The sequence below is a fragment of the Pseudanabaena yagii GIHE-NHR1 genome (assembly GCF_012863495.1).
Lineage (GTDB): Bacteria > Cyanobacteriota > Cyanobacteriia > Pseudanabaenales > Pseudanabaenaceae > Pseudanabaena > Pseudanabaena yagii.
Genome location: NZ_JAAVJL010000001.1, coordinates 168,108 through 195,051, shown reverse-complemented (window position 1 = coordinate 195,051; position 26,944 = coordinate 168,108). Strand labels below are relative to the sequence as shown.

Annotated in this window: 22 protein-coding genes; 12 read left to right on the top strand and 10 right to left on the bottom strand. The window is 42.8% G+C overall.

Going from position 1 to position 26,944, the window contains the following annotated elements:
- Nucleotides 1–142: 142 nt before the first annotated feature.
- Nucleotides 143–2,740 (top strand): hybrid sensor histidine kinase/response regulator, encoded by a 2,598-nt coding sequence (locus HC246_RS00900; RefSeq protein ID WP_169361748.1) that lies wholly within the window; start codon nucleotides 143–145, stop codon nucleotides 2,738–2,740.
- Between the two features lie 88 nt (nucleotides 2,741–2,828).
- Here the strand turns inward: HC246_RS00900 and HC246_RS00895 are convergent, their stop codons facing one another.
- The gene (locus tag HC246_RS00895) at nucleotides 2,829–4,283 is read right to left on the bottom strand and encodes a sugar transferase (protein WP_169361747.1); all 1,455 of its coding nucleotides are present in this window, start codon (nucleotides 4,281–4,283) and stop codon (nucleotides 2,829–2,831) included.
- A gap of 278 nt (nucleotides 4,284–4,561) precedes the next feature.
- Between HC246_RS00895 and HC246_RS00890 the strand changes: the two genes are divergently transcribed.
- Nucleotides 4,562–4,984: a tetratricopeptide repeat protein gene (locus HC246_RS00890; protein ID WP_169361746.1), complete on the top strand. Its 423-nt coding sequence runs from the start codon at nucleotides 4,562–4,564 to the stop codon at nucleotides 4,982–4,984.
- A gap of 236 nt (nucleotides 4,985–5,220) precedes the next feature.
- Nucleotides 5,221–5,433 (top strand): hypothetical protein, encoded by a 213-nt coding sequence (locus HC246_RS00885; RefSeq protein WP_169361745.1) that lies wholly within the window; start codon nucleotides 5,221–5,223, stop codon nucleotides 5,431–5,433.
- A gap of 332 nt (nucleotides 5,434–5,765) precedes the next feature.
- On the opposite strand, the gene HC246_RS00880 is transcribed toward HC246_RS00885, so the two are convergent.
- The 4 genes from HC246_RS00880 to HC246_RS00865 form a co-directional block, all read right to left on the bottom strand.
- Nucleotides 5,766–6,074 (bottom strand): DUF3155 domain-containing protein, encoded by a 309-nt coding sequence (locus tag HC246_RS00880; RefSeq protein ID WP_126390166.1) that lies wholly within the window; start codon nucleotides 6,072–6,074, stop codon nucleotides 5,766–5,768.
- Nucleotides 6,075–6,460: 386 nt separating this feature from the next.
- Entirely contained in the window at nucleotides 6,461–6,913 is a 453-nt protein-coding gene (gene nrdR / locus HC246_RS00875; RefSeq protein ID WP_126386392.1) for a transcriptional regulator NrdR, read from the bottom strand.
- Between the two features lie 152 nt (nucleotides 6,914–7,065).
- Nucleotides 7,066–8,433 carry a pyridoxal phosphate-dependent decarboxylase family protein gene (locus HC246_RS00870; RefSeq protein ID WP_169361744.1) on the bottom strand — a complete coding sequence of 456 codons (1,368 nt, stop codon included), beginning with the start codon at nucleotides 8,431–8,433 and terminating at the stop codon, nucleotides 7,066–7,068.
- A 57-nt stretch (nucleotides 8,434–8,490) separates the two neighbouring features.
- Nucleotides 8,491–10,269, bottom strand: a complete 1,779-nt coding sequence (locus tag HC246_RS00865) for an ABC transporter ATP-binding protein (RefSeq protein ID WP_169361743.1) — start codon at nucleotides 10,267–10,269, stop codon at nucleotides 8,491–8,493.
- Between the two features lie 455 nt (nucleotides 10,270–10,724).
- On the opposite strand from HC246_RS00865, the gene HC246_RS00860 reads away from it, so the two are divergent.
- Nucleotides 10,725–12,686 (top strand): pentapeptide repeat-containing protein, encoded by a 1,962-nt coding sequence (locus HC246_RS00860; protein WP_169361742.1) that lies wholly within the window; start codon nucleotides 10,725–10,727, stop codon nucleotides 12,684–12,686.
- A 35-nt stretch (nucleotides 12,687–12,721) separates the two neighbouring features.
- On the opposite strand, the gene HC246_RS00855 is transcribed toward HC246_RS00860, so the two are convergent.
- Nucleotides 12,722–13,345: an SRPBCC family protein gene (locus tag HC246_RS00855; RefSeq protein WP_225902888.1), complete on the bottom strand. Its 624-nt coding sequence runs from the start codon at nucleotides 13,343–13,345 to the stop codon at nucleotides 12,722–12,724.
- Nucleotides 13,346–13,406: 61 nt separating this feature from the next.
- Here HC246_RS00855 and HC246_RS00850 point away from each other — a divergent pair, with 61 nt between their 5' ends.
- From HC246_RS00850 to HC246_RS00820, 7 genes are all read left to right on the top strand, one after another.
- Nucleotides 13,407–14,132: a phosphoribosylanthranilate isomerase gene (locus HC246_RS00850; RefSeq protein WP_225902887.1), complete on the top strand. Its 726-nt coding sequence runs from the start codon at nucleotides 13,407–13,409 to the stop codon at nucleotides 14,130–14,132.
- 162 nt (nucleotides 14,133–14,294) lie between these two features.
- A complete protein-coding gene (locus tag HC246_RS00845; protein WP_169361740.1) occupies nucleotides 14,295–14,897 on the top strand; it encodes a GerMN domain-containing protein in 603 nt (200 codons plus the stop codon).
- A 104-nt stretch (nucleotides 14,898–15,001) separates the two neighbouring features.
- Nucleotides 15,002–16,561 (top strand): glycoside hydrolase family 3 N-terminal domain-containing protein, encoded by a 1,560-nt coding sequence (locus tag HC246_RS00840; RefSeq protein WP_169361739.1) that lies wholly within the window; start codon nucleotides 15,002–15,004, stop codon nucleotides 16,559–16,561.
- Between the two features lie 78 nt (nucleotides 16,562–16,639).
- Complete coding sequence (locus tag HC246_RS00835) at nucleotides 16,640–17,287, top strand: methyltransferase domain-containing protein (protein ID WP_169361738.1); 648 nt, start codon at nucleotides 16,640–16,642, stop codon at nucleotides 17,285–17,287.
- A gap of 64 nt (nucleotides 17,288–17,351) precedes the next feature.
- Nucleotides 17,352–18,926, top strand: coding sequence for a D-alanyl-D-alanine carboxypeptidase/D-alanyl-D-alanine endopeptidase (dacB, locus tag HC246_RS00830; protein ID WP_169361737.1), 1,575 nt, complete (start codon nucleotides 17,352–17,354; stop codon nucleotides 18,924–18,926).
- A gap of 23 nt (nucleotides 18,927–18,949) precedes the next feature.
- On the top strand, nucleotides 18,950–19,438 hold the full coding sequence (locus HC246_RS00825) for a hypothetical protein (protein ID WP_169361736.1): 489 nt from the start codon (nucleotides 18,950–18,952) through the stop codon (nucleotides 19,436–19,438).
- 168 nt (nucleotides 19,439–19,606) lie between these two features.
- Nucleotides 19,607–20,386, top strand: a complete 780-nt coding sequence (locus HC246_RS00820; protein ID WP_169361735.1) for an MlaE family lipid ABC transporter permease subunit — start codon at nucleotides 19,607–19,609, stop codon at nucleotides 20,384–20,386.
- Between the two features lie 127 nt (nucleotides 20,387–20,513).
- Here the strand turns inward: HC246_RS00820 and HC246_RS00815 are convergent, their stop codons facing one another.
- The 3 genes from HC246_RS00815 to HC246_RS00805 form a co-directional block, all read right to left on the bottom strand.
- On the bottom strand, nucleotides 20,514–21,479 hold the full coding sequence (locus tag HC246_RS00815; RefSeq protein WP_169361734.1) for a nuclease-related domain-containing protein: 966 nt from the start codon (nucleotides 21,477–21,479) through the stop codon (nucleotides 20,514–20,516).
- 267 nt (nucleotides 21,480–21,746) lie between these two features.
- Complete coding sequence (gene pnp / locus HC246_RS00810) at nucleotides 21,747–23,891, bottom strand: polyribonucleotide nucleotidyltransferase (protein WP_169361733.1); 2,145 nt, start codon at nucleotides 23,889–23,891, stop codon at nucleotides 21,747–21,749.
- 240 nt (nucleotides 23,892–24,131) lie between these two features.
- Nucleotides 24,132–24,377 (bottom strand): hypothetical protein, encoded by a 246-nt coding sequence (locus HC246_RS00805; RefSeq protein ID WP_169361732.1) that lies wholly within the window; start codon nucleotides 24,375–24,377, stop codon nucleotides 24,132–24,134.
- Between the two features lie 751 nt (nucleotides 24,378–25,128).
- Here HC246_RS00805 and HC246_RS00800 point away from each other — a divergent pair.
- A complete protein-coding gene (locus HC246_RS00800; RefSeq protein ID WP_169361731.1) occupies nucleotides 25,129–25,518 on the top strand; it encodes a universal stress protein in 390 nt (129 codons plus the stop codon).
- A 289-nt stretch (nucleotides 25,519–25,807) separates the two neighbouring features.
- Here HC246_RS00800 and HC246_RS00795 read toward each other — a convergent pair whose 3' ends face one another.
- On the bottom strand, nucleotides 25,808–26,941 hold the full coding sequence (locus HC246_RS00795) for a cysteine desulfurase family protein (RefSeq protein ID WP_169361730.1): 1,134 nt from the start codon (nucleotides 26,939–26,941) through the stop codon (nucleotides 25,808–25,810).
- Nucleotides 26,942–26,944 lie beyond the last annotated feature (3 nt).

The following is a 26,944-nucleotide window of genomic DNA, read 5'->3' as shown; positions in this document are numbered from 1 at the left end:
ATTCTTGATAGTGCGGCTTTGCCATGCTTTCAAAAATTTCTCAGCTTCCATAGGCTATATGTATTAGCCCCAACAATAGTATTAATCGCTATTTAGCTTCTAGTTATTAGCGTCTAAATTATCAGCAAAAACGGACAAAAGGATGAACAAGTTAGTCACTCAAATTGCTAACCGCATTCTCGATTCTTTAAATCTCCAAGAGATTATGGACATATGTGTTGCTGAACTGCAAGAGGAATCGAGCCAAAGGCAAAAAACAGAAGCACAGTTACAAGAATTATTACGGGAAAGGGAAGAAAATGAGCAAAAGCTCCAAAGGCTTAATCAAGAATTAGAAGCTAAGGTCGCAGAACGTACTAATGAGTTATGGCAAGTTAATCATCTCCAACAAACTATTCTCAACAGTGCAGATTATTCAATTATTGCGACAGATACCCAAGGTTACATTCAAGCCTTTAACACTGCCGCCGAAAGGATGCTCGGCTATAGTGCCAAGGAATTAATTGGCAAATCTACCCCTGAAGCTTTTCATGATTTACAAGAGGTCATCCAGCGTGCGCCTATCCTCTCTGAGGAGCTAGGAGAAGAGATTCCTTTAGGTTTTGAGGTGTTTGTTGCTAAGGCTCGGCGGGATATCGTTTGTGAAGAAGAATGGACTTATATTCGCAAAGATGGCTCACGTTTTCCCGTCTTGCTCTCCATTACCTCCCTCAAGGATGCCAATCAAAAAATCACAGGTTTTTTAGGTGTTGCCAAAGATATTAGCGATCGCAAACTTGCCGAACAAGAACGACAACAACTGCTGCAAGAGCTATCTGCATTTAAGCTCGGCTTAGATCAATCTGCGATCGTGGCGATCACCAACGCCCAAGGAGTGATGACCTATGTCAACGATCAATTCTGTGAGATATCTGGATATTCCCGTGATGAACTAATCGGACAAACCCATCGTATTGTCAAGTCTGACTACCATCCACCTGAATTCTTTCAGAATATGTGGCGCACTATTGTTAAGGGTAAAGTCTGGCGTGGTGAAATCTGTAATCAGACTAAGCAAGGTAACTTGTATTGGATGGAAAGCACAATTGTGCCCTTTTTAGATGGACAGGGACGACCTGTAAAGTATCTCGCAATTCGATTTGATATTACGATTCGCAAACAAGCAGAAATCAGTCTGACCAACTATGCCCATGAAATCGAAGATCTTTATAACAATGCCCCCTGTGGTTACCATTCTCTAGATCGCAACGGCTGTTATGTCCAAGTTAATGACACAGAACTTAAATGGCTAGGCTATAGCCGCGAAGAGCTAATTGGTAGACGCTTTCAAGATTTTCTTTCTGAATCAAGTATTCAAATCTTTCGCCATAATTATCCAATATTTAAACAAAGAGGGTGGGTCAGTGATATTGAATACGAACTAGTTGGTAAAAATGGCAATCTACTTCCTGTATCACTGAGCGCGACCTCAGTGTATGACAGTGATGGCAATTATGTTTACAGTCGTTCCACCCTATTTGATATTCGCGAACGGAAAGAATATGAAGAAAAATTGCAGCAAACTAATCAAGAATTGATGAAGGTTACTCGCCTAAAAGATGAATTCTTGACAAGTATGAGCCATGAACTACGCACGCCACTCAATGCCATTCTCGGACTAACTGAAAGTTTACTGGATGGAGTTTTTGGGGAAATCTCGAACAGGGGGCAGAAGATGTTAAAAATCATCGAGCGTAGCGGCAACCATTTATTGGAATTAATTAATGATATTCTCGATCTTGCCAAAATTGAATCAGGAAAAGTCTCATTAGAATTTGCACCCGCAAATATTGAAATCCTCTGCCAGTCTAGTATGCTCTTCATCCGACAGCAGGCAGCCCAAAAAAATCTACAACTCAAGGAAGAGATTCCTCCATTACTTCCCGATTTGCTCATTGATGAACGACGCATTCGCCAAGTTCTTATTAACTTGCTAAACAATGCGATGAAATTTACCCCCGAAGAAGGCTGTATCACGCTCAAAGTAACCGTAGAACCTACTCCTAACAGTAATAATGAGCCTCAGCAATGGCTCCGCTTTGCGGTGATCGATAATGGGATTGGCATTAGCGATGATAATTTACAGAAATTGTTTCAACCCTTTGTCCAAGTTGATAGCTCTCTGAATCGTAAATATGCAGGTACAGGCTTAGGACTATCTTTAGTTAAACGGATTGTGGAAATGCATGGAGGCAAAGTACAGGTGACTAGCGAAGTTGGTGTCGGTAGTAGCTTTATGATTGATTTACCTTGCCCAGACACTATGATTTCATCCGTCAAACGTAGCCCCTCCAATAGTCCCGACGCAACAGCATCTGATCCTAGTCAAATCCAAGGAGCACCGCTAATTCTGATCGCAGATGATAATGAGATGAATGTGATGACAATATGCAGCTATTTGGAAGCTAAGGGATATCGGATTATGGTTGCTAAAGATGGACAGGAGGCGATCAATCTGGTGCAATCAGCCCATCCAAATTTGGTCGTGATGGATATCCAAATGCCCGTGATCGATGGACTAGAAGCCATTAAAAGGCTAAGGGCTAGTGAGTTTCAGGATTTGCCAATTATTGCTGTGACAGCTTTGGCAATGACAGGCGATCGCGAAAGATGTCTAGAAGCAGGGGCAAATGAGTACCTCAGCAAACCAATTAAACTCAAGCAACTAGCGAAAATCATTCAACAAACTCTATCATCGTAATCTCTATACATCCTCTTTTGAAAGCGTTGTAAAGCAACGCTTTCAAAAACTCAACAGAAAAACAAAGTGGGCTGAATATCAGGGGTAATTAATATGCACCTTTGCCAAATAGAACGAGTCTAACGGTTTCTACAAGAATTTCTAGATCGAAGTTTAGTGACCAGCGATCTATATAAAAAAGATCTAACTTAGCAACATCATCAATTGTATCTAAATCCGATCGCCCTGAAATTTGCCATAGCCCCGTAATCCCTGGTATGACCAAATGGCGCGTATGATGCCAACTGGAAAATTTTGCCACATCCCGTATCGGCAAAGGTCGAGGGCCAACAAGGCTCATTTGTCCCAGTAATACATTAAATAATTGGGGAAGCTCATCTAGACTGGTACAGCGTAAAAAATGTCCAACGGGAATAATACGGGGATCGCGTTCGATCTTGAACATGACTCCATCAGAGCTTTTGTTGAGGTGCTCTAATTCCGCTTGGCGGCGATCGGCATCCATGAACATACTGCGAAATTTCCACATGCGAAACACATGTCCCTGTAAGCCAATTCGCTCTTGGGTATAAAAAACACTTCCCTTCGAGCTAGCCTTGATCGCGATCGCGATCGCCACAAATACAGGCGACAGTGCAATTAGCCCAATCAAAGCCGCCACAAAATCTAAGCACCGCTTAAAGATATATTCCCAATTTGCTAGTAATGATGGCTCAATCCGAATCATCGGCATGGAGGCAAAAATTTCAGGATTACCACGTCGATGCAGCAACATCAAACTGGATGGAACAAGCCTTAGTCCAATTCCCGCATTACGAAGTTGCCAATACAATTGAGAAGCTAGTTGGGTTTCAGGCAGCCCTTCGGCAATTACTTCCTTTGCACCCGAACTCATAATTGCTTGAATGGAGTGGGAAGAATTGGCTAGTGAAGAAGCTAGCACCCCGACAACTCTATAGCCTGTACGCTTTTCGACAATATTTGCTAAATAGGAAAGGCGATCGCTAGGGGCAATGATAAAAACGGGTGTATGAGTTCTAGCGATCGGAAATTGGTCAAATATCAACGTCAAGAGCAACCGCAAGCCAATAATCATGACAACGCTACCTAACCATGCAGGCAAAAATAGCGATCGCGGTGCATCCACTTTAGGATCATAAAAGTAACAAACTACTAATGATGATAGGTAAACACTACTAATAAATTGCGCCTGTTTGACGTAATTGCGCCACTGGGACTCACTTTTATAGAAATTGTAATAGGCAAAACCTGTCACAATTACTGCCGCAAATGCCCAAAACAAACCCGTTAAACCTGCAAATTCTCCCCAATTTAATTCAGGTGGTAAAGGCGAAAAAGCTTGATTAAAATCTAATGAAACTTTCCAAGCTATTCCTAGCCCGAAAATATCACTCAAGATTAGTAATAGGGTTCGCAACCAGTTCATTTCCACTATATGCCACTGTTGGAAATGATGACCTGCCCGAAGGTCACGTTTGTTAGAACGTTTTTCGGTTGGTTTGCGATCGCTACTCACTCTCATATTCCTCTTGTCTTCTTACCCTGATTTTGCATCACAACTAGTTAATCCCTGCTTACTATCTTGCCCAAATTTATTAGGACTTACGCAGTCAAGAGAATTCTGTAATTTAATAAATAAAGAGCCAGATTTTTGATGGCGCAGCAAAGCTGCGCCATCAAAAATCGTTAAGCTAAAGGCTAATAGCTAAAAGCTTTTAGCCAAATCCAATGAGTTGTGTGTAAGCTTTATGCTAATATCACTAAGGCAAAAAATATGGCTTTGGAGTTGTGATTCACTAAATGAGTACAGAAGTTGCGGAAGATTTATTCACTCAAGGTTTAGAACGCTACAAACAAGGTGAATCTGCGGCGACCTTAATTCCTGTGTTTGAAAAAGTGTGCGATCGCCAGCCCAAAGTTGCAAGCGGTTGGATCTGTTTGTCTTGGTTATATCTACTAGACAATAACGCCAAGCTTGCTGTCAAAGCTGCTCAAAAAGCAGTCAAACTTGCCCCCGAAGATCCTCAAGGACGCATTAACCTTGCGATCGCTATGTTGGAGTTATCTCAAAAAGGTGTGCGCGAGCAAGTCGAGGCAGCCCAAAATTGGCTAATGCTTCTCAAAGATATTAAGCCAGAGATTGTTGAGAATTTTGAAGAAGGTCTACGTCGTCGCCCAAATTGGAAAGCCCTTGAAAAGGTTAGAGATTGGGTACTTAACTAAAGTACAAGTTGTAAATTTTCTCTATCTTTAATATTTATTAAACTTAATTGATTGAGTTCTGTATATAACTTTACCTAAACTCATATAACTTCATAACTATCCGTACTTTGTCAGAAAAACTTAACACAGGTTTTTTGTCAAGAGTGTTAGGCTACCTAAATATAAGCAACTAATAAAGTTGTTAAATTTTTTAGCCGATAGTTGTAAATCTTTGTATTGAAAAGGAAGTTAGTCCCATGATTTTAGAAAATGTTAGAGTCAAGCCTGACACCCGCAACCACAAGGGCTTTTTTGTTTTAGAAGCTTCTTACAAGCTGATTAACATTGATGGCAATGGTTGGGCGTTGATTTGCTTGGATGACTATGCCTGTCATTACGTTGACCCCGACGATCTTAAGTTACCTAGAGGATGGAAAAAGGCGGCTACTAACGAAGTTGTAGGTGCTTAATTGTAGCTTTCTGATTTCCTTTATGTTTGATATTGAAAAAATACTAATTTTGACAAATAATTCAATAAATAAAAAAAGAGCGAATCTTGATTCGCTCTTTTTTTATTGTTTTTATTGCCTTTCTTTCAAATAGCGACGCGAAGCGCCGCTATTTGTATTTGGTTTTAATTCAGCGCAACGCGCTGAAAATAAAAATTTCCAAACAAAAATTCCAGAGGTAATATGTCACCTCTGGAAGATGGAATAAAAAAGTTAAACAGGTAAAATCTGTTAGAAAAGCAACACAAGTTAGTAGTGAGGCTTTTTTATATTTCTGATTATTTGATCAAAATTTATCGAGATACAGCAAGTGCAACTTCTCTTTCTTCAGGCGGTTTTAGACTAGGGAACAAGAAGTGATTTTCTTCAACATACTGTGCTCCAAATAGTCCTTTTTCTGCCCAGAAGTATCGATCTGTTGTATGCTCGTTGCGTCTTACAAGCAACAGTGCTGGAGGAAGAATGCCATGTGTATGAATGTACTTACGTGCAGCCGTCACAGGCTTATCTTCACCGCTATCGATACTAAATTGAGGAATATGTTCTAGGATTTTGCGCCCTTCTTGGCGACGTCTACTCTTGCGCTTACGTCTCCTTGCCAAATCAATACCTCCTAATTTAGACCCTGAAATGCGATCGGGATTACAAAACATAGCTATTATAGCTAGGGTAAATAAGAAATTTCAACTTTTCTTTACAAATTTTTGTTAGGTTGTCTCTAATGTGCTTAGTTAGATACATTTTAGAATTGACAAAAAGCTTATATAGTGCGAGGACTGCTCTCGTCATCACTGAAACTTTATTCAAACTCAGATCAAAAACTCATAGCGCACACAGAGCTTACATCATAGGTTTTTAGGTTTTATTTTATATTTAATTACGGTCAGCCACTTAACGATGGTTAGGCATTCTCCAAATTTTGTTCCTAAAAGGTTGTCGGATAAATATGCTTTTGGTGAATAATCACCAATCATCTAAATTTTAGATCCTACTTTGCATCAAAGTGATTTAAAGCCTCAGCAAAATCTCGTACTCCACGAAACTGTCGATAGACTGAGGCAAAACGTACATAGGCAACTTCGTTAATATCTTGCAAATATTGCAAAACCATTTCGCCAATTTCGACACTAGACACTTGATGCCGATCGCGTGTTTGTAGTTGTGCTTCAATTTCATCGATGATCGATTCGAGGGTGGTCTGTGATACCCCAGTTTTCTCACAGGCGCGGATCATGCCTCGCAATAATTTAGAGCGATCGAAGGACTCACTCACACCATCACGTTTTAACACGGTAATGGGTACAAATTCGATGCGCTCGTAGGTAGTAAAGCGACGCTGACAACTGAGACATTCCCGCCTGCGCCGAATACTACTGCCTGCCTCTGCCGAACGAGATTCTAAAACACGGCTATCGGTATGCTGACAAAACGGGCAGAGCATGACATATCTCAAATTGATGAATTATTGCTAGCTTAGGCTTTGTTTTGGACTGTCCCAGCTATTTATTAACTTTAAATTATAGTGAGTCATTCCAAAATAATTTTTGTTGAAAGTGTTGCAAAGCAACACTTTCAACAAATCAAAGACAAGGGCTAACCTGCATAGGGATGTAAAACGACGGCTTTGAGAATGCGATCGCCTTTCCAGAGTGGTAAAGATAGCCATAATTTCCCTGCATCGATCCATTGTTGACGCAGGAAGGTACTACTAAGGTTTGGATTATTAGATTTCAAACAGATAATATTTAGAGTTGGTTCACAGACTAGTTCTAATTCGGGTGATGCTTCTACCCATTGTCTCAAGTTATCGGAGAGATCTAGCGATCGCTCGACGAGATAGCGACAACCTGAAATTCCCATCGCCTTCAGTGCCATCCATAGCTTCAGGCTATCGGTACGGCGCGTTCCCTGTAGGTTAAGGTTTCCAAAATTGAGAGTGCGATCATCCATATAGGGAAGTTCGCCATCAAAGCCATCGACAAGATGCTGCTTATCTTTGACGATGAGCATGGCACAGGTTCGCGCTACCCATAGCCATTTTTGCGGATTAAAGGTGATCGAGTCCGCAAGTTCACAGCCTTGGAATAGCGGTTGTAATTTCGGCGAAAAAATCCCTGCGCCACCGTAGGCTGCATCGATATGAAACCAGCAGTCATAACGTTTAGCGATTTCTCCCACGGCTTGAATCGCATCGACTGCGCCTGTGACTGTCGTTCCTGCGATCGCTGCTACAAAAAAAGGTTGTTTCCCTTGTCTAATTGCTTTTTGGATTTCCAGTTCTAATTCTTCGAGAATAATTTCACCCCGATCATTGGTGAGAACTCGTACTAAGTTCTCTTTGCCAACACCGATTACATTCATCGCCTTCTCAAAGGAAGTATGAGCAGCATCGGAGACAAAGGCAACTAAATTATTCGCCTCGCCTACAGTCTTGCTCTGTGGTTGTTTCCAGTTTCTCGCTAATAATAGTCCCGAAATATTGGCGAGACTTCCCCCTGCGGTCAATGTACCGAAACAATCAGTTCCCATTCCAAAGAGATTCCCAAACCATTGCATCAGTTGTGCTTCCATTTCTGTAAATACGGGAGCGAGTTCATAACTGAGCATATTGTTGTTAATAGCCGAGATGAGCGCATCTGCCCAAATCGTAATCGCAGTAGGTACACTGTCCATATGTCCCATGTAGCGAGGATTTTGGAAATTGACAGTACGAGGCAAAACCTGCGATCGCACTTCGGCTAACAAGTCTGCAAGTTTATCGCCATGTTCAGGAATATTGATTTTAAAAGAGGATTCATCCTGAACGAAGGCTTGATTTTGTGTATCTAGAACCGAATCAACAATGAGATCGACAAAGGCATAGCCCAACTTACGGATGTCTTCAAGATTAGAGCGATCGGGATTGAGAAAGTGGGAATCAAGAAAATTTTGCGGTAAAAAATCGGGAGGGAAATCGGGCATTGTCGCGGTTAATGATTTATAGTCACTAGGAAAAGATACGAAGTATCTTTTCCTAGATTAATTATTGACATAGGGAATGCGTGGAATCGAAGCGATTAAAGACTTGGTGTATTCATGTTGGGGATTGGTCAACACTGCCTCAGTACTGCCCTGCTCTACAATTTTACCCTTACGCATCACCGCAATGCGATCGCAGAAAAATTGAGCCACGGCGAGATCGTGGGTAATGAAAATATAAGTTAGCTTAAATTCCTGTTTGAGATCGCGCATTAATTGCAAAACTTGGCTCTGAATCGACGCATCGAGCATACTCACAGGCTCATCGCAAATAATAAATTTGGGATGCGTAATCAAGGCGCGGGCGATCGCTACCCGTTGCAATTGACCACCCGATAAGTCCGAAGGATAGCGATCAGCAAGATCAGAATTAAGTCCGACTTTTTCGAGAATTGCATAGACCTTATCCTTAGCCGCTTCGAGATTGGGGGCAAAGTTATGAATTATTAAAGGATCGGCAACGCTGTTAAAAACGGTCATATAGGGGCTAAAGCAAGCGCGAGGATCTTGGAAGATCATTTGCATTTGCGATCGCATTTGGCGCAATTGTTCACCCTTGAGTTTGGTTAACTCCACCCCATTAAATCGCACAGAACTACCGCGATCGGGTTTGATTAATTGCAAAATTGCTCGACCCGTTGTACTTTTGCCAGAGCCACTTTCGCCAATAATCCCAAAGGTTTCTCCTGACATTATTTCTAAATCAATGCCATCAACTGCTTTGACTAAACCATTAGAAGGATCAACAAAGCGCGTTAACGGATTGCCCCCCGTAACATAATGCTTTTGTAGGCGATTGACATGGAGAATCACTCTGGGAGCTGCTTTTACAGAAGTCACTGACTTCTCAATCATCGCAAATTCTTGACTATTCCCTTGAGCATTAGTCTGTTCTTGACTGTCTTCTAGAATATTGACATCGGAAGCTACGGGAACATCATCTGCAATATTTTGATTAATTTCCTCCCCAGTATCTTGATCTTGAGATTCAGATTCATCTGTTCTGATAGTTAATGCTTCTGGATTGAAATGGAGAACTGAAGCTAGCAAACTCTGGGTGTAGGGATGCTGCGGATCGCGGAAGATCTGCTCCACATAGCCAGTTTCCACAATATTCCCGTTATACATTACGGCAATGCGATCGCAATATTCGGCAACCATACCGAGGTCATGGGTAACTAACAATAAGCCCATCGATCGCGTTTTGCGAAGTACTGTTAGCTCCTTGAGAATATCAGTAGCAACGGTGACATCGAGGCTCGTAGTTGGCTCATCGGCAATTAATAAAACGGGATTTAGCAATAGTGATAAAGCGATCGCTACTCTCTGCCGCATCCCGCCGCTAAATTCGTGGGGATATTGCTTAGCGCGACTAGGATCGATGCGAACCGAGCGTAGGGCATCATGTATGCGCTGTTTTGCCGACTGCGATGAAAGTTTAGGATAGTGGGAAGACAATACTTCTAACCCATGATCTTCGATGCTCATCAAGGGATCGAGCCTTGTCATCGGATCTTGGAAAATTAAGCCGACCTTTTCACCGCGCCATGTTCCATCTTTTTTCTCCGCAATTTCTTCCCCATCGACGCAAATCGTCCCCTCGACATTGGCATATTTGGGTAATAGCTTGATTAGCGATCGCCCGATGGTCGATTTACCACAGCCGCTTTCACCAATTAATCCCAGCGCTTCACCTGCTTGCAAATGAAAAGTCACGCGATCGACCGCAGGCGTTGCTTCGCCATAGCGAACAGTCAAGTTGTCAACTTCAAGCAGCATGATTTTTTTGGACTTTTTAAGAGTTAATTGATAAGCATCTCAAGCTAAAATATCATGCTATTGCTACTTAATTGCTGAAGTTGACATTTAAGAGTTAGGGCTTCGACTTCGCTCAGCCACCTCTCACCGATGGCTGAGCGAAGTCGAAGCCTCTAGTAAATATTTAAAATTGCTATATAGCTGGATAGAAATTGTTCCGAATAAATTGCTTTCGCCAAGACAAAAATAAAGTGTGTTGCATTGATTTGCGGTTGAGAATTTGTGGTGCGAATGTTGGAGGTTTAGGGCAGAGCATTCCCGATGTGAGGTTGTCTGTAAATTGGTAAATTATGACGGGAATGCTTTGCCTCTACAGAAATCTTTCATTTTTTTGATAAAAGAATCCTGATATATTTATTAAAATCTCAATTCTTGCAAATAGAGATCTTTAACTTCAGTCGGTTAACCCAAACTTCATGACTCTATCCTTTGTCGGTCAAGACTTGCGTCATCAATCCTTTAATGGACGAGAAGACTTAGCAGGTGCAGATTTTACAGGTGCAGATCTGCGAGGTTGTGATTTTCGAGAGGCTATACTAACTGGGGCAAATTTTACAGGTGTTAAAACTGGTCAGAGTAATCAGCAATTCATCTATTTAATAGAGGTTACAGTTGCATTTACATTTATGTTTGTAGTTATAGGATCAGGGGCATCTTTGGGATTTCTTTTGGGTGTAATTGTAGATGATGCTTTGGTTTCAATCTTAGGTTCAGTTTTAGGTGGATTTTTAGGTGCAGTTGCAAGTGGAATTGTGGTCAGTCTCGTATCATTTTTAACTGCATTTATAGCTAGAGTGACTGGTGGTGCTGGAATTGTGAGAGTAGACCCATTAATGTTTAAAATTACACTTGCTATTGTCAGTCTACTTGGAATTGTAGTTGTAATTATAGTTCAAGCATATAAGTCTTTTCTCACTGGCAATGTTAGATGGGGAATTTTATGCATTACTGCCAGTTTGGTCTTTATCATTATTACGCTGCCTGTGTCCAAAGAATTACTAGAAACGTTGAAAAGTTCAATAAGTACCTACTTTAATGGTGCAGATCTTACTGGTGCAAATTTTGCCAATGCGGAATTACAATTTACCGACTTCACAGATACAAATTGTGATTTAATTAACTGGCAAGGAGCTAAATTCTTTAGATGCAAATTACCAAAAAATATTGAAGATACTAAAGTACGAAATTTATGCAAGAAACCTGAGAGCGGAAGAGCAGTAAATTATGCATCGGCTAACTTCCATAAGGCATATTTACAAAATGTCGATTTAGTCGATGCCATTCTCCACAATGCCAATTTAAATGGTGCTGATCTGCGTGGTGCAAAACTGATCAATGCTGACCTCAGCAACTCACAAGCATTAGGAACTGACTTCACAGGTGCAACTCTCACAGGCGCAAGGATATTTAATTGGGGAATTAATCCTGAAACCAAATTTGAGAATGTTATTTGCACACACGTTTATATCGATGAAGCAGGAAAGGAACGTAAACCCGCGAGTGGTGATTTTGCTGAAGGTGACTTTGCGCTTTTAGTTGGAGAGTTTACCAATACACTCGATTTTCTATTTAAAAATGAAATCAACTTCAGCGCTTTTCAATATGCCATGCAGCAAATGGTAATCAAAAATCCTGAAGTACAACTATCCATCAACCAAACTAAATTTATTGGTCAAAATAAAGACGCTCTCAAAAGAAGCTACGATGTAAGCCCTGATGCAGACAAAGGCAAACTCCATGCTGACTTTTCGGAATCCTACGACATTTACAAGCGACTTCATCCAGAAGACAATCAACTCATCAGGGATTTAAACCGAAAACTCACATTTTTAGAAGGTGAAGTCAAAACTTTAAAAGTTCTCAATGCTGAAAAGGATGAACGTATTGCCGATTTGAAAGATGCAAATGCAGGTTTCAAAGAAATTGCCAAAACCCAAGCAACTAAATCTAACGATAAAATTATTGTTCAACAAGTTCAAGGAGAGAAAAATCAAGTGTCTGACAAAAATCAAAATATTTCTCTAAAATCTGATGGCAACATGACAGGCGTAACCGTTGCAGGTGGAGATATTAGCGGCACTGTCACCGTCACGATTCAACAACTCCGTGACAGCGACACCCCCGAAGCACCAAAACTTGCCGATCTCCTGACTGACTTACAAAAAGCAATTAGCGAATCTACGGAATTGACAGAAGAAGACAAGACAAAAGCTTTGCAATATATCGATACGATTGGCAAGTTTGCTAACAACAAAGAAGATCACGACATGATTGGCACAGTAATTGACAAAATCATCAAAGTTGTTAGCAAAGCTGCGAAATTACTTACCCCCGTCCAAGCGATCGCCGATGGGTTGCGAAAGATTCTACAGCTATGAGGGCGAGAGACTGACAGTGAGTTGTTATAGGATCACTAGCCTCTGCTTTTGATTTCGTTTTTGATTGCCTGCAAAGTATCATTCAACGCATCCTTAAAAATGCCATAAAAAGCATCCGCAGGAGTCGAATCACTCGGCTGAGCATTCACAGTGTAAGTAATCAAAACCTGATTGGCGGGACGATTGGGAACGGAAGATACAGGTTCCATTTTCCAATAGCCTTCCATTTTCGATAGATCACCATCAATGAGATGGAAATCAATCTGCTTGCGATCAGTTTCCTCAATAGCAAGCTTGGTGCGAGAAACGATAGAAACAATAAAGACTTGACGCGTATCTACCTGTTCAATCACCTTGCGATTGCCATAGCTCTCAAGGACTTTGCTAGAGGTCATATTCGGGATAAATTTAGAGAGATTGGCATAGTCAGTCAAAACCCGCCAAACCGCATCAGGGGAAGCCGTGACTAGTACCTTTGCTACATATTTTCCTTTCTCACCTGTAACTACCGTTTGTCCATTACGCAAAGAATCACGCTCGATCGCAGGTAAGCGATCAACTGGCCCATCAAAGAGCGCCGCACGGACGGGCATGGTCGGTGTGCAACAGGCAATCGCGATCGCCATCACCACCGCCGAACCAGTAGAAAATTTCGTCATAAACTTTGAGACTAAATTCTGAGAGGACTGCATGGAATTTGGATAGGATGAGTACTTTGTCATGAAATATTGTGCTTGTATGTATATCAAAATTTGCGGACTTACGAAAATCGATCAGGCTCAGGCGATCGCCCAAATGGGAGTTAACGCAATTGGTTTTATATGTGTCTCGTCATCACCACGATATATCACTACCTCCGCGATCGCCCAGATTACAACTAGCCTAATACCTGATTATCCTACGATTGATTTGATCGGGGTATTTCTCAACGCTAGCGCCGAGGAAATTTGTCAAACCGTAGAGCAAGGGGGACTTAATGGCGTACAACTACATGGCGATGAATCACCAGAGTTTTGTCATGAGGTGCGATCGCATCTCGATCAACTGCAACCAAATATCAACTCAAACATTAAACTCATCAAAGCCCTTCGAGTCAAAGATCAAGCAGGCTTAGAGCAAGCTCAACGGTATAGTGATGTGGTTGATGTGATTTTACTCGATGCCTACGATCCACAAATGGCGGGAGGCACTGGCAAAACTATCGATTGGCAAATGTTGCGCGATTTCCGTCCCCATTGTGACTGGTGGCTAGCGGGAGGGCTATCTCCAGAAAATGTCGAACAAGCGATCGCGCTAGTATGCCCAAGTGGTTTAGACGTATCAAGTGGGGTAGAACGTTCCGCAGGAGACAAAGATCTATCTAAAGTTAAAGAATTTGTGCGGAAGTTGGTAAGACCCTCACCCCTATCCCCTCTCCCAAAAGGGGAGAAGGGAACAAAAAATTAGCTTTACTCCCCTTCTCTCTTAATGGGAGAGGGATCTGGGGGGTGAGGGTTTCATCACATCAGTTAGAATTAAGATAGATTAAGGAGCTAATTCGCGTTTGTTTGCGTCACATAGTCCCATCGATCGCAGCAAACTTAATCAACAGCGTTGAGGAGCTAAATTATGAAAATGCCAGTTTTAAGTAAAGGTACTTGGTTAGGGCTAGTTGGAGCAGCGCTAGTTGGTGGTTCGGCAACGGCAGTATTGCTCAATAGTCATTTTAATCAACCTAACCAACCCAATCCTCAGATATCTGCTCCTGCGTCAGTAAATCAAATTAGCCAGTCCCCACCTGCACAGCGAGCCGTAGATGGTGAATTAGCTGTTTATTGGATTGAATCTAGCAAAAATAAATTAAAGGCTGTCCCGATCGCCATCAAAGCCAAAAGTAATGACGAAGCGATCGCTTCTGGTTTAAATACTTTGATATCTGAGAAACCATCGGAATCGAGCCTTTATAGTGCCATTCCCGCCAATACAAAAGTTCTAAAGGTACAGGCTAAAGGCAAAGAAATTCGGATTGACCTATCCAAGGACTTTACCAAGGGTGGCGGCTCTGCTTCGATGCAGGGCAGGATTATTCAGGTGCTTTACACAGCAACTAGCTTAGAACCTGAGGCAAAGGTTTATTTATCCGTTGAAGGTAAAGCTTTAAAATATATCGGCGGCGAAGGTTTAGAAGTACCACAACCGATGACACGCAAAGATTTTGCGCTAGAGTTTTAGGGATGCGCGGTGCTTATTGCCGCATATAGTGTTTTCATGTTTCCCCGCCGAAGGCGGGGAAACAAACCTGAAGCGCTATATTGTTGTTTATTTTTTAGTTAACTATGCCAATCCACTTGCCTGATATTGATACGTTGAGCCTCGTTGAGCAAGTCTCGCAAATGTTGGTTGTTCGCACCTGCGGAATGCTGTACGACCATCAGATTCAATATCCACAGTGGGAATTAACAAGTAAACAACTACAAACCCTCATTGGTGAATATGGGGTTGGTGGCGTAATTTTGCTGGGTGGAAGTGCGGCGGAAATTGCTCTCAAAACACAGCAAATGCAGTCATGGGCAAAAGTACCTTTGTTGATGGCAGCCGATATCGAAGAGGGTGTAGGACACAGGTTTAGTGGCGCGACATGGTTTCCACCACCGATGGCGTTGCAAGATGTCGGTATTGACTATGCCGAAGCAATGGGGCGTGTTACTGCCGAAGAAGCTCTAGCGATCGGGCTAAATTGGGTGCTAGCACCGATTGTGGATATCAATAACAACCCTCAAAATCCTGTCATCAATGTACGTTCCTTTGGAATTACAGTTGGCGAGGTGATGGGGGCGACGCGGGGCTTTATCGCAGGGGCAAAGCAATATCCCGTATTGACGACCGCAAAGCATTTCCCCGGACATGGTGACACGGCTGTAGATTCACATTTACAAACCCCGACATTGACTCACGATCGCTCAAGATTTGAGAATTTAGAATTTCTACCCTTCAGCAATGCGATCGCCGCAGGCGTAGATACGATCATGAGCGCTCATATCTTCGCCCCACACCTAGATCCACAAAATATTGCGACTTTATCACCGCATATCCTCACAGAAATTTTGCGCGACCAGTTGGGCTTTGAGGGGATTATTACCACCGATGCGCTGATTATGTCGGGAGTTGCCAATTTAAATAGCCCTGAAGCGATCGCCGTGCAGGCAGTCAAGGCAGGTGCAGATATTTTATTAATGCCCGTCGATCCGATCGCTACGATTCATGCTGTATGTGCCGCCGTGGAATCTGGGGAAATTAGTCGCGATCGCATTAAGCAATCATTGCAAAGAATTTGGCAAGCAAAACAAAAAGTATGTGGGATACCCACGGATTTAACGCAACTGGGTAAGCCTGAAAATCTGGCAATTGCTAAGGAGATTGCCACCAAATCAATTAGCGTCTATTCGGCAATTCCCCATTTGCAATCTGGTGATACTGCAAACCCAAAAGCCAATTATCTCAACCTGATCATTGTCGATGATCCGCTCACCTGTGGTGAATTTCTCAACTCGCGATCGCCTGCGGTGTTATTCCCCAAGAATAGTGGCTACCAGAGAATTATCACCGATGGTCAGACAATAGAGCATCTCCAACTGAAGCAATTTACTGATGTATTTATCCAAATGTTTAGTCGTGGTAATCCATTTCGTGGCAACACCAATCTGCACGCTAAAACACAGACCTTAGCGAATGCACTCCTAGCAAGCGAAAAATTAGAAGCTATGGTTGTCTATGGTAGTCCCTATGCCCTCGATCCATTTCTGCAAATTTTGCCAGCCAATATTCCTTGGGGATTTGCCTATAGTCAGCAACCAGAGGCTCAGGCAGCAGTTTTACAAAAATTAGGATTTGGATAAATCTAGAACAAACCCTGTATTGCACCATGCGCTTGCACTACAGAGTTGTAGTTTCGCCCAGTTACTTATGGCAAATTTATGAACATGGCAAATCTATTTCGGTTCATCTTAATTGCTGCAATTACCGCATCAACTTTAGTTGCTTGCCAGATTTGGGTGAATAGTGAAGCGCCTAAAACTCCCTTAGAGAGTAAACCCCTGCCATCAGTTCCCAATATTGATCCCAAAAATTCTGATCCAGAGCGGACTCCTGATGCGCCCTATTTGCAAACTCCTGAGCGAGTTGTTATCAAGATGCTAGAAATGGCAAAGGTGAATTCTCAGGATGTGGTTTACGATCTTGGTAGTGGGGATGGCAGAATTGTGATTGCGGCAGCGCAGAAATTTGGGGCAAAGGCGATCGGTATAGAGATCGATCCTGAATTAATTCGAGAATCTGAGAGAGCGACAAAAGCCGCGATCGTCAAAACTCCACAGATTCGCTCTCAAATTAAATTTGTCAAACAGGATCTATTTAAAACTGATTTACGAGATGCAACGGTGATTACGCTATATTTGCTTCCCCAAGCAAATCTGCGGATACGATCAGAAATTTTACCAAAATTAAAATCAGGAACACGAATTGTTTCCTATCAATACAGTTTAGGAGATTTATCTGCAACTAGAACCGAAAAAGTTAAAGTTGGCGATCAAGAACATATGATTTATCTATGGACTATAGATTAGTAATGTTGAGGCACAATATCGCTAATCTGAAATCTATACATATTCTTTCTGCCTTGTTCATTAAATGCAACTTCAGTCTCTTTCCTCACGCTTTATTTGTCAGTTGATGAAGCGTAATTTCCAAGGCTCTATATTTCCAGCGATCGCCCTAGTTGCAATTCCTCTGATTGCGCCATTACCTATCCAAGCCAATCCCGATCGCATTTGTCCTGCCCAGTTGCAACAGGAATTGTCCCAAGTTGCCCAATCTCCTCAATTACAGTCTTCACGAGTGGGGGTATTTGTCCAAACCAATGAGCCGAAACCACAAGTATTAGCCAATCTTGATGGCGATCGCTATTTCATTCCTGCCTCTAATACCAAACTATTTACCACTGCGATCGCCTTAAAAGTTTTGGGAGCAGACCACCGCTTTGCAACCAAATTGATGTCCAGCAATTTGCCCAATCCTCAAGGCACTCTAGAAAATGGATTATGGCTAGTGGGATCGGGTGATCCCAGCTTTAACTCAGAGACAGGATTAAAATCCCTCGTCAGCCAACTCAAAGATAAAGGGGTCAAGCAGATCAATGGTGGTATTTGGACAAGAACTATTCGTAGGGGTGACGAACTTGTAGATAGTTGGGAATGGAAAGATCTCCAAGAATATTACGCCGCTAAGGTTTCTCCCTTCACGATTAATGAAAATGCCTTGAATTGGTCAATCCGTCCCAATAAAATTGGTCAACCTGCCATCTTTGAATGGGAAAATCCTGCATTGGCTAAAGACTGGCTGGTGGAGAACAAATCCTACACAGCTAGTGATGACTCTATGCTGTATATGTTTCCTGATAACGCTTTGAGCATTGTCCGTCCCTACGGTCAAAAAGTACTGATCATTAGTGGCGCAATTTCTGACAAGGCTGAGCCAGAGGAGGGTGGTGTCGCAATTCCCGATCCTGAAGCTAATTTTGTGCGCCTATTGAGTAAAGAGTTAGACGCACAAGGAATTAAAGTCAACCCATTCGCAAATATTCCCAAAAAACTGCCACCGACCCAAGACTTAGCGATCGCCTACTCGCCACCGCTCTCTGCGCTCATTACAACTACCAATAAAGATAGCAATAACCTCTACGCCGAACTATTACTCAGAGCCGTAGGTGAGAAATTCTATAGCAAATTATTTCAAGAAAAACTAGGCGATCGGGTTTATGAATATGTTTCCCTCAATGGTGTGAACGGTGGCATATATGCGCTCAAGGAATATTTAGATGTCATCAAAATTGGCTCGCATAATGTCTTGCTAGCAGATGGCTCTGGACTATCGCGACGTAATTTGACGACCCCTAGAGCGATCGCCCAACTTTTGTATAATGTGGCTGATGATCGTACTTTTCGTAGTTCTTTGCCAGTATCAAATGGCGATGGCACAGGGGATGGTACTTTAACTAACCGATGGAGAGTTAATCCCATTGCTATGCAAGCTAAAACTGGCACATTAACAGGTGTAAGCGCTTTATCGGGTTACGCTAAACCTCAGCATTATCCTGAAGTTATTTTCAGTGTCATGATTAATAACAGCAACTTACGACCGAGGGAATTGAACAGCTATGTCGATGCGATCGTTGCTCGCATCAATCGCCTTGAGACTTGTCAATAACATCAAGCCCATCCAGCTAGCCCATGAAACAAGTTCATGAAAAGGGGCTGATTGCCTCAAATAAATTTCTAGTTGCGGCGATCGGAGCTTTAAGCATAGGCGCTGTATTCATGTTGATGACAATTTCCTCGCCTAAAAGTCCAGAGATCTCAAATCTAGATTCTTCTCTATGTCCTACGATGACAGAAATCAGAAACTCAACTAGCCTACAATTTCATCCTGTTAAGATTGTGGCGGAACCTTGGCGGGGTGAGCATAATGTTTACGCGATATTTGCGCTACCTTTGCAATATCAAGAAATCTACTATCGTTCTGCCTTAGTAGTCAAAGGTACTGATACGCATTGGTATGCCACAATTACCGACGGTAAGAAGTATGGCGTAACAGTTCCTGAGAATTCTTTTTTGATGGTTGGTTTCTTTCGGACTCGTCTTGCTCTGTGGTACTGGCTAACTGGCAAGTTTAGCGATCTTCAGCAACCCTGTAACTGGACATTGCACCTATTTCCCTAGATGAGAGACGGCGCTAAGAGCCGTCTCTCATCTCTTAGATTTTTGGGAGCTTTCAATAATCTCTAAATCTTTTGCTAGTGTAGGATAGGCGGCGCACCGCGCCGTCCATCCTACACTCCACTCTAATTTTGCTATAGGATGAAAACAATCAAACAGGAATTTTAGGGCATGGGCAATTTTGGTAGTTGGCTAGTTAAAGTGGGGCAAAGTTGTCTACTAGTTGGACAAATCATCACCCATATTTTGATATATCGACGTTTCCATTGGCGCAATACAGTCGAGCAAATGTCCATAGTTGGTACAGAATCTCTGTTGATCACTTTGATTACGGCTTCCTTTGTCGGCGCGGTGTTTACAATTCAAGTTGCCCGCGAATTTATTCACTTTGGTGCTCAACAGGCGATCGGTGGGATCTTAGCGATCGCTTTGAGCCGTGAGTTAATTCCTGTGTTGACGGCTGTGATTATTGCAGGACGGGTTGGCTCCGCCTTTGCCGCAGAAATTGGCACAATGCAGGTGACTGAGCAAATTGATGCGCTCTATATGTTGCGGACAAATCCGATTGATTATTTGGCAACCCCTCGCGCGATCGCCTGTATTTTAATGTTGCCAATCCTCACGATTATGGGCTTTTTAACAGGGATGGCTGGCGGTTTATTTCTCTCAGATGCGATGTATGGTATTTCTTCGACCATGTTCCTTAACTCTGTGCAGGATTTACTCAAGCCTTGGGATTTGATCGCGGCCTTACTCAAATCGAGCTTTTTCGGTTTGTTGATAGCTGTAATCGGGACGACATGGGGTTTAACGACTACAGGTGGTGCAAAGGGTGTGGGTGAGTCCACAACTACCGCAGTTGTGACTGCTTTACTAGCTATTTTTATTAGCAACTTCTTTCTATCATGGGCGTTCTTCCAAGGTATCGGCTCTTCATTAACCGCATCATAGGACTGTGGCTTCGACTTCGCTCAGCCAACGCGGGCTGAGCAAAGTCGAAAGTAAAAGCCTTGCGAAGCAAGGCTTTTACTTTTGAGCTTTTAGAGAGGGTTTGCGTAGCAAACCCTCTCTAAAAGTTTTAGGTGTTTGTTGAGTTGGTATGAAATAAGCGTGAAGTACCACATTTTTCGCATTCAGTAAAAAACTGTAGGCTGCTTTTTCTGACTTTCTCGCGATCGCCACAGGATGGGCATATATTTTTAATCGCCGTATTTTTGCTGCAATCGTTACATTTAAAGAAGTAACTATGAACATACAAAATTGACAAATTTAGACTTTGACAATGGGAACAGATGTTCTTTGCAGTTGGCTTTGCTTCTTTAATAATCGGCTTATTCTTGATTTCTGGTTTCTGAATATCCTTAGGCGCAACAGAAACAGTTTTTTTATGAGTTGCGGCTGGTTTGTGGCTAGTCAGCAAAAATTGACTAATTCTTGGGATTTCATCTTTAGCAAACTCATAGGGAATCTCTAAGCTAAGGTTGAAGAGACTATCTTTTTTCCGATATTCCGTTGCGATCGCTTTAACCTTGTCAGGAACTTGATCCGCCTTACAGACAAGATCGAGCTTTTCATTCTGAGGACGGTTGATAATTCCAGAATCAGAAATTGCTACCAAAACATCAATTGGCATTTTCGTGAAATGGGTTTGATTGCCCAAAAGGTTCTTATTTAGAAGAGTCTCAACATGATTCTCCAAATAATCTTTAAGAAATTTCCCCTGTCGTTGTGCCTGCAAAATTGGTGATGGCATTCCTTGCCAAGCATTATTAAACCAACGCTTCCACTCACCATGCTCATTAACCTCAACACGAGTAGTAACGCTTTTACTCTCGATAATTACCATTCCATATCGATGTAATACTAAATGATCGATCTGGCAAACATCATTAGCTTTTACTAACCGTAGATTATTAAAAATTAGAAACTGTGGATCATCTTTAAATTCACGTTTGAGATAAAACGCAAGCTGGGATTCAGCGTAATATCCTGCTTGCTCAAATTTATCACTTGGTTCTAGACGATCTAATTCTTTAACAATCATTACTTGGATACACCCCCTAAACGCCTTTTCTTTTTTAGCATATAGCTGTCGCGATTCTTGAAACCCAAATAGTGTTAAGGCAGCGCTTGCGCCACCTTAACACTATTTCCTGATACAGGTGACTATAGCTATAAGTCGCTAGGTGTAATTATCTGTAGCCAAAATACAAGTAGCAGCGCGAAGAGCCACTACTTGTATTTTGCGATCGCTCGTCCTAGCATTTAATTTCCAAAAAGAGAAGGGACGCTTAGCGTCCCTTCTCTTTTTTTATGTATTAGCTGCTGCTGCTGCTCTTGCTGCTGCTGCCTCATCGGGGTGAATACCCAAACGAGTGAGATTGAAGCGTCCGCGACTATCTACTTCGCGAATTTTAATCAAGACTTCATCACCAACGGCAACTTCATCTTCGACTTTGCCCACACGACCTTCCGCCAATTGGGAAATATGTACCATTCCTTCCTTACCAGGGAGAAACTCGACAAACGCGCCAATGGGAATAATCCTTGTGACCTTACCCAAATAAACATCACCTGAACCAACACGACGGGTCATATTTTCGATGATGCGTTTCGCCTTGAGCGCACCTTCGCCACTCATCGAGGAAATCATCACCGTACCGTCATCTTCGATATCGATCTTGGCTCCAGTCTCCTCAGTGATGCCCTTGATGTTTTTACCACCAGGACCAATGATCATACCGATTTGCTCTGGATCGATGCGAATTGTTAGCAAGCGTGGCGCATAGGGTGATAGCTGTGGTCTTGGCTCAGGAAGAATTTCCAGCATCTTTTGCATGATGTGAGCGCGACCAGTTTTGGCTTGGGTGATCGCTTCACGCACTGTATTCATGGAGATGCTAGTAATCTTCATATCCATTTGCAGTGCTGTGATACCTGTATCAGTACCTGCAACCTTGAAATCCATGTCACCAAGGAAATCTTCGATACCTTGGATGTCAGTCAAGATACGAACTTCATCGCCTTCTTTGATCAAGCCCATCGCTACACCGCTAACGGGTTTAGAGATCGGCACACCTGCATCCATCAAGGCAAGCGTCGAACCACAGACAGAACCCATCGATGTGGAACCATTGGATGACAAGACCTCGGATACAACACGGAGGATATAGGGGAATTTATCTTTAGGTGGTAATACAGGTTCGAGAGCGCGTTCGGCTAAGGCTCCGTGACCAATTTCACGACGACCGGGCGATCGCATAGGTCTGGCTTCACCCACAGAGTAGGGGGGGAAGTTGTAATGGTGCATATAGCGCTTCTTAGCATCGGGATGCAGATCGTCAAGTTCCTGTGCATCACCGGGGGTTCCAAGGGTTGCGATCGATAGAACTTGGGTGAGACCACGGTTAAATAGACCACTACCATGCACGCGAGGCAATACGCTGACCTCTGTCCAAATGGGGCGGACTTCATCGAGCTTGCGTCCGTCAATCCGCACGCTCTGCTCAATTACCTGCGATCGCATTAGTTTTTTGGTGAGTTCCTTGTAGGTGGCGCTAATCACCTTCTTATCGGCAGCCAACTTGATCGGATCTTCATCGGGCAAAGCAGCGATCGCTTCTAGTAGCTCGGCTTTGATTGCATCGAGGTTAGCATCACGGACATTGCGATCCCTTTCACAGCTAGCAACTACTTGGGCAACTTTATCCTTAACTTGATCCGCAATAAAGTTTTCTAGAGTTGGATCAGTTTCAGGAGGTGTAAGGTCTGGTGGTGCAATGCCTAGCTCTTGGATCAGATCGAGTTGGGCTTTGATTAGCTCTTGCACAGCCTCATAACCAAAATCGATCGCTTCGATCATGTCCGCTTCAGGCAACTGGTTTGCCCCTGCTTCTACCATGATGATTCCTTCAGCAGTACCAGCTACTACGAGATCAAGGTCGCCTGCTTCTACTTCAGCATAGGTAGGGTTGATGATAAATTCATCACCGACTAGACCTACACGTACACCTGCCATTGGACCACTGAAGGGGAGTCCTGCAATTTGGGCTGCGATCGATGCACCTGTTACCGCCAACACATCGGGGGGAACTTTTTCGTCGATCGCCATTGTTGTTGCTACGATCTGCACATCATCGCGCAACCAATTGGGGAACAAAGGACGCATCGGGCGATCGATTAAACGGCAAATCAGGGTTGCTTTTTCAGGTGGTCTACCTTCACGACGCAGGAAACCACCAGGAATCCGACCTGCCGCATATAAACGCTCTTCGTAATCAACAAGGAGGGGTACAAAATCTACACCTTCACGAGCAGGACCTCTGGTCGCTGTCACTAAGATTGCAGTTTCCCCACACTGGACTAATACTGAGCCACCAGCTTGGGGCGCAAACGTGCCAATTCTTAATTTAATTTCCCTGCCATAAAAAGGGATAATTTTTGTTACGGCATCCATCTATAATCTTCTTCCGTTTTGACTTTTTTCTCTTTATATATCTCGCAATGTTAGCACTGATGTAGTAAAGTCTGGTGTTTACTGTCGAGAAAGTGGATAGGGACGCAAAGCGTTCCTATCCATTTTATTAAGTATTACAACCTATTTAGGTTTTGTGGAGTCTAGAGCAACCTTCAAAAAGCTTGCTTTGTAAGCTTTTTGAAGGTTGCTCTGAGTTTTAAGAAAATGCAAAGCGCTGTACTACCGTTTATCAGTTTGCAACTGAATTAATAATCGTTTAATTAACATGATCACGGTCTTCTTTATAGAACTTAATAATTGACGAATTCCGCCAAAGCTGCCCATCATTTTCCAGATAAATACAACCCAATGCCAACCTTTAATAATCTCTCCCCATAGAGTAATCTTTTCTTGAACAGGTTCTTCTGTGACAGATGTAACGGAAGTTGCTGTGTCTGAATTGTGTAAGTTTGATTCTTGTGGCATAAATTTTCTCTCTTTAGTGCAATGGCGATCGCAATTCGTAACTAGTGATAAAAGTCTTAACTTTTATCACTACGTAAGAGTCTGTTTGAACAGTTGGGATTCTCCTAAATCTCCCCTAAAAAAGGGGCTTTTTTAATATCTCCCTTTTACAAGGTACGGTGTACGCACAAGTCTAACTGTCTACGTTTCAATTTATCTAAGCCCCCTAAATCCCCCAATTCTGGGGGACTTTGAAAGAATGTTATTTTCTTGTTCCCCCAGAATTGGGGGCTAGGGGGCGAATAAATGTTGACTTGACTAGGTTTTATGACTTTTATATACAAAGTAGTCTCATAAGGGGGAAGGGGAACTCAATCAGTATTTTTAGCGAAGGTCAGAATTTTACAAATAGTTTCTAAGTAGAATTATCTAGTCATTGGAGGATCGCGTAAAGCTGGTTATAATAACTAAGTAGTTAAGCAAAACCCAGATTGCTATGCCGCCCGCTACGCGGGCGGCATAGCAATCTGGGTTTTATTTATAACTATTCTGAATTACCTATAGCAGTCCTAAATCATTTGTAGATTTTTGGGTTTGTGGAAGCGCACCCCTTTGGGGTGCGCTTCCACAAACCATTTAGGATTGCTATATCATGTTAAAAATTAAGAAAATTAAATCCTTGCGACATGTTCGTTACTAAAATGGAATAAAGAGAATAAAAATTTCTCAAATCCCAAATTTGTTGACTGAATTGCAGTGTTAGGTAGGAATTATGTTTAAAACTGTTTTATTCCCTTTAAACAGAAGTCAAGAAACCCGCCAAGCTGTAGCCGTCGCGATCGATCTGGTACAGAAATATCAGGCGCAACTATATGTACTGTCGGTTACGGAGCCTGATGCTAACGATAGCGATCGCATTTCATCCCAAGATTTAATCGAAGAAGTCAAGACTTATTTTGCTGAAGTCGGTATTTCCGTTCAGACCAAAGTTGCTGAGGGCAAGACTGCTTTTGTAATTTGCGATTTTGCCGATGAAATTAATGCTGATTTAATTGTCATGGGTTCACGGGGAGTTAGCTTGACCGAAGAACATCCTGAGGAGCACAGCGTAAGCCAGAAGGTGATCAATCTTTCTCCTTGTCCTGTTCTCGTTGTGCCGTAAGTATATTTACGACTATAAGGTAGGTTTGCCTGCGGAGCAGGCAAACCTACCTTATGCTCTTGCGGATAAAAAATGTCCCAACAAATTTATCTAGCTTCGACTTCGCTCAGCTAACGTTGGCTGAGCGGAGTCGAAGCCACAGGTACTTTAACTTTAATAGCAAGTCCCTAACGTTGGCTGAGCGGAGTCGAAGCCACAGGTACTTTAACTTTAATAGCAAGTCCCTAACGTTGGCTGAGCGGAGTCGAAGCCACAGGTACTAATAGCAAGTCCCTTATGGCTATATTTCTTAAACGCGGCTCAGAATTTGATGTATTGCCAATGCTGTCCACTCGATATCGGCTTCGGTGGTGGATTTGCCGAGGGTGAGGCGAATACTATTTCTAGCTTCGGAATCAGAATATCCCATTGCTAATAGGATGGCGCTTGGCTCGATCGCACCGCTACTACATGCTGAACCAGAACTAATTGCAATTCCTGCATAATTGAGTTCCCGCACAAGCCGACGACCATCAAGGTATTTATGATAGAAGCTCAGATGATGGGGTAATCGGTCTGAGCTTCCTGTGGGAACGAGGTCAGGGATGTCATCTAGTAATGCATAGAGGCGATCGCGCAATTTTGTAAGGCGTTGTGATTCGCTCATTAATTCCTTGGCGGCTAGTTCAGCAGCAAGCCCTAATCCTGCGATCGCGGCAACAGCCTGTGTCCCTGAGCGATAACCACGTTCTTGTCCACCACCTAGGTTGAGGGGAACTAGTCCATGTTTTTGAATAATTAGCGGATTAATATATAACGCACCAATCCCCTGTGTGCCATAGAACTTATGGGCGGATAGAGATAACAAATCGATCGGTAAAGTCTGAACATTGATGTCTATCTTCGCGATCGCTTGCACCGCATCAGTATGAAATGGCACATTAGCATTGCGACAAATTTGACCAAGCTTATCAATCGGTTGAATTGTACCCACTTCATTTTGAGCAGCAATTACTGACACTAGTACTGTATTAGGACGTAGCGATCGCCCTAAATCTTGAGGCGATACTTTCCCATCGCGATCGACAGATAATCTGGTAATTTCCCAACCATGTTGTTCTAAATATTGAGCAGGCAAACGCACGGCGGAATGTTCCACCGATGAGATGATCATGTGCTGTGGTGTTCGATATTGCCGCGCAATCCCCATCAAAGCCATATTGTCTGACTCTGTTCCCCCCGAAGTAAAAATAATGCCTTCAGGATCGGCGTTTAACAAACTTGCCACTTGCAAGCGTGCACGTTCGATCGCCATTGTTGAACGCTCACCCCACGCATGGAGGCTAGAGGGATTGCCCCATTGCGATCGCATTACTTCTGTCATTAGCTCAATGACTTCTGGACGCGCAGGGCTAGTAGCACCGTGATCTAGATATATTTGCATGAA

What these genes read in the sequence shown, in the direction of transcription:
- HC246_RS00820 (WP_169361735.1), top strand. Translation starts at nt 19,607, where the DNA reads ATGGGCAATTTTGGTAGTTGGCTAGTTAAAGTGGGGCAAAGTTGTCTA.
- HC246_RS00835 (WP_169361738.1), top strand. Translation starts at nt 16,640, where the DNA reads ATGAACATGGCAAATCTATTTCGGTTCATCTTAATTGCTGCAATTACC.
- HC246_RS00840 (WP_169361739.1), top strand. Translation starts at nt 15,002, where the DNA reads ATGCCAATCCACTTGCCTGATATTGATACGTTGAGCCTCGTTGAGCAA.
- nrdR (WP_126386392.1), bottom strand. Translation starts at nt 6,913, where the DNA reads ATGCTCTGCCCGTTTTGTCAGCATACCGATAGCCGTGTTTTAGAATCT.
- HC246_RS00825 (WP_169361736.1), top strand. Translation starts at nt 18,950, where the DNA reads ATGAAACAAGTTCATGAAAAGGGGCTGATTGCCTCAAATAAATTTCTA.
- pnp (WP_169361733.1), bottom strand. Translation starts at nt 23,891, where the DNA reads ATGGATGCCGTAACAAAAATTATCCCTTTTTATGGCAGGGAAATTAAA.
- HC246_RS00885 (WP_169361745.1), top strand. Translation starts at nt 5,221, where the DNA reads ATGATTTTAGAAAATGTTAGAGTCAAGCCTGACACCCGCAACCACAAG.
- HC246_RS00805 (WP_169361732.1), bottom strand. Translation starts at nt 24,377, where the DNA reads ATGCCACAAGAATCAAACTTACACAATTCAGACACAGCAACTTCCGTT.
- HC246_RS00845 (WP_169361740.1), top strand. Translation starts at nt 14,295, where the DNA reads ATGAAAATGCCAGTTTTAAGTAAAGGTACTTGGTTAGGGCTAGTTGGA.
- HC246_RS00860 (WP_169361742.1), top strand. Translation starts at nt 10,725, where the DNA reads ATGACTCTATCCTTTGTCGGTCAAGACTTGCGTCATCAATCCTTTAAT.
- HC246_RS00865 (WP_169361743.1), bottom strand. Translation starts at nt 10,269, where the DNA reads ATGCTGCTTGAAGTTGACAACTTGACTGTTCGCTATGGCGAAGCAACG.
- HC246_RS00895 (WP_169361747.1), bottom strand. Translation starts at nt 4,283, where the DNA reads ATGAGAGTGAGTAGCGATCGCAAACCAACCGAAAAACGTTCTAACAAA.
- HC246_RS00815 (WP_169361734.1), bottom strand. Translation starts at nt 21,479, where the DNA reads ATGATTGTTAAAGAATTAGATCGTCTAGAACCAAGTGATAAATTTGAG.
- HC246_RS00800 (WP_169361731.1), top strand. Translation starts at nt 25,129, where the DNA reads ATGTTTAAAACTGTTTTATTCCCTTTAAACAGAAGTCAAGAAACCCGC.
- HC246_RS00855 (WP_225902888.1), bottom strand. Translation starts at nt 13,345, where the DNA reads ATGACGAAATTTTCTACTGGTTCGGCGGTGGTGATGGCGATCGCGATT.
- HC246_RS00795 (WP_169361730.1), bottom strand. Translation starts at nt 26,941, where the DNA reads ATGCAAATATATCTAGATCACGGTGCTACTAGCCCTGCGCGTCCAGAA.
- dacB (WP_169361737.1), top strand. Translation starts at nt 17,352, where the DNA reads ATGCAACTTCAGTCTCTTTCCTCACGCTTTATTTGTCAGTTGATGAAG.
- HC246_RS00900 (WP_169361748.1), top strand. Translation starts at nt 143, where the DNA reads ATGAACAAGTTAGTCACTCAAATTGCTAACCGCATTCTCGATTCTTTA.
- HC246_RS00870 (WP_169361744.1), bottom strand. Translation starts at nt 8,433, where the DNA reads ATGCCCGATTTCCCTCCCGATTTTTTACCGCAAAATTTTCTTGATTCC.
- HC246_RS00850 (WP_225902887.1), top strand. Translation starts at nt 13,407, where the DNA reads ATGAAATATTGTGCTTGTATGTATATCAAAATTTGCGGACTTACGAAA.
- HC246_RS00890 (WP_169361746.1), top strand. Translation starts at nt 4,562, where the DNA reads ATGAGTACAGAAGTTGCGGAAGATTTATTCACTCAAGGTTTAGAACGC.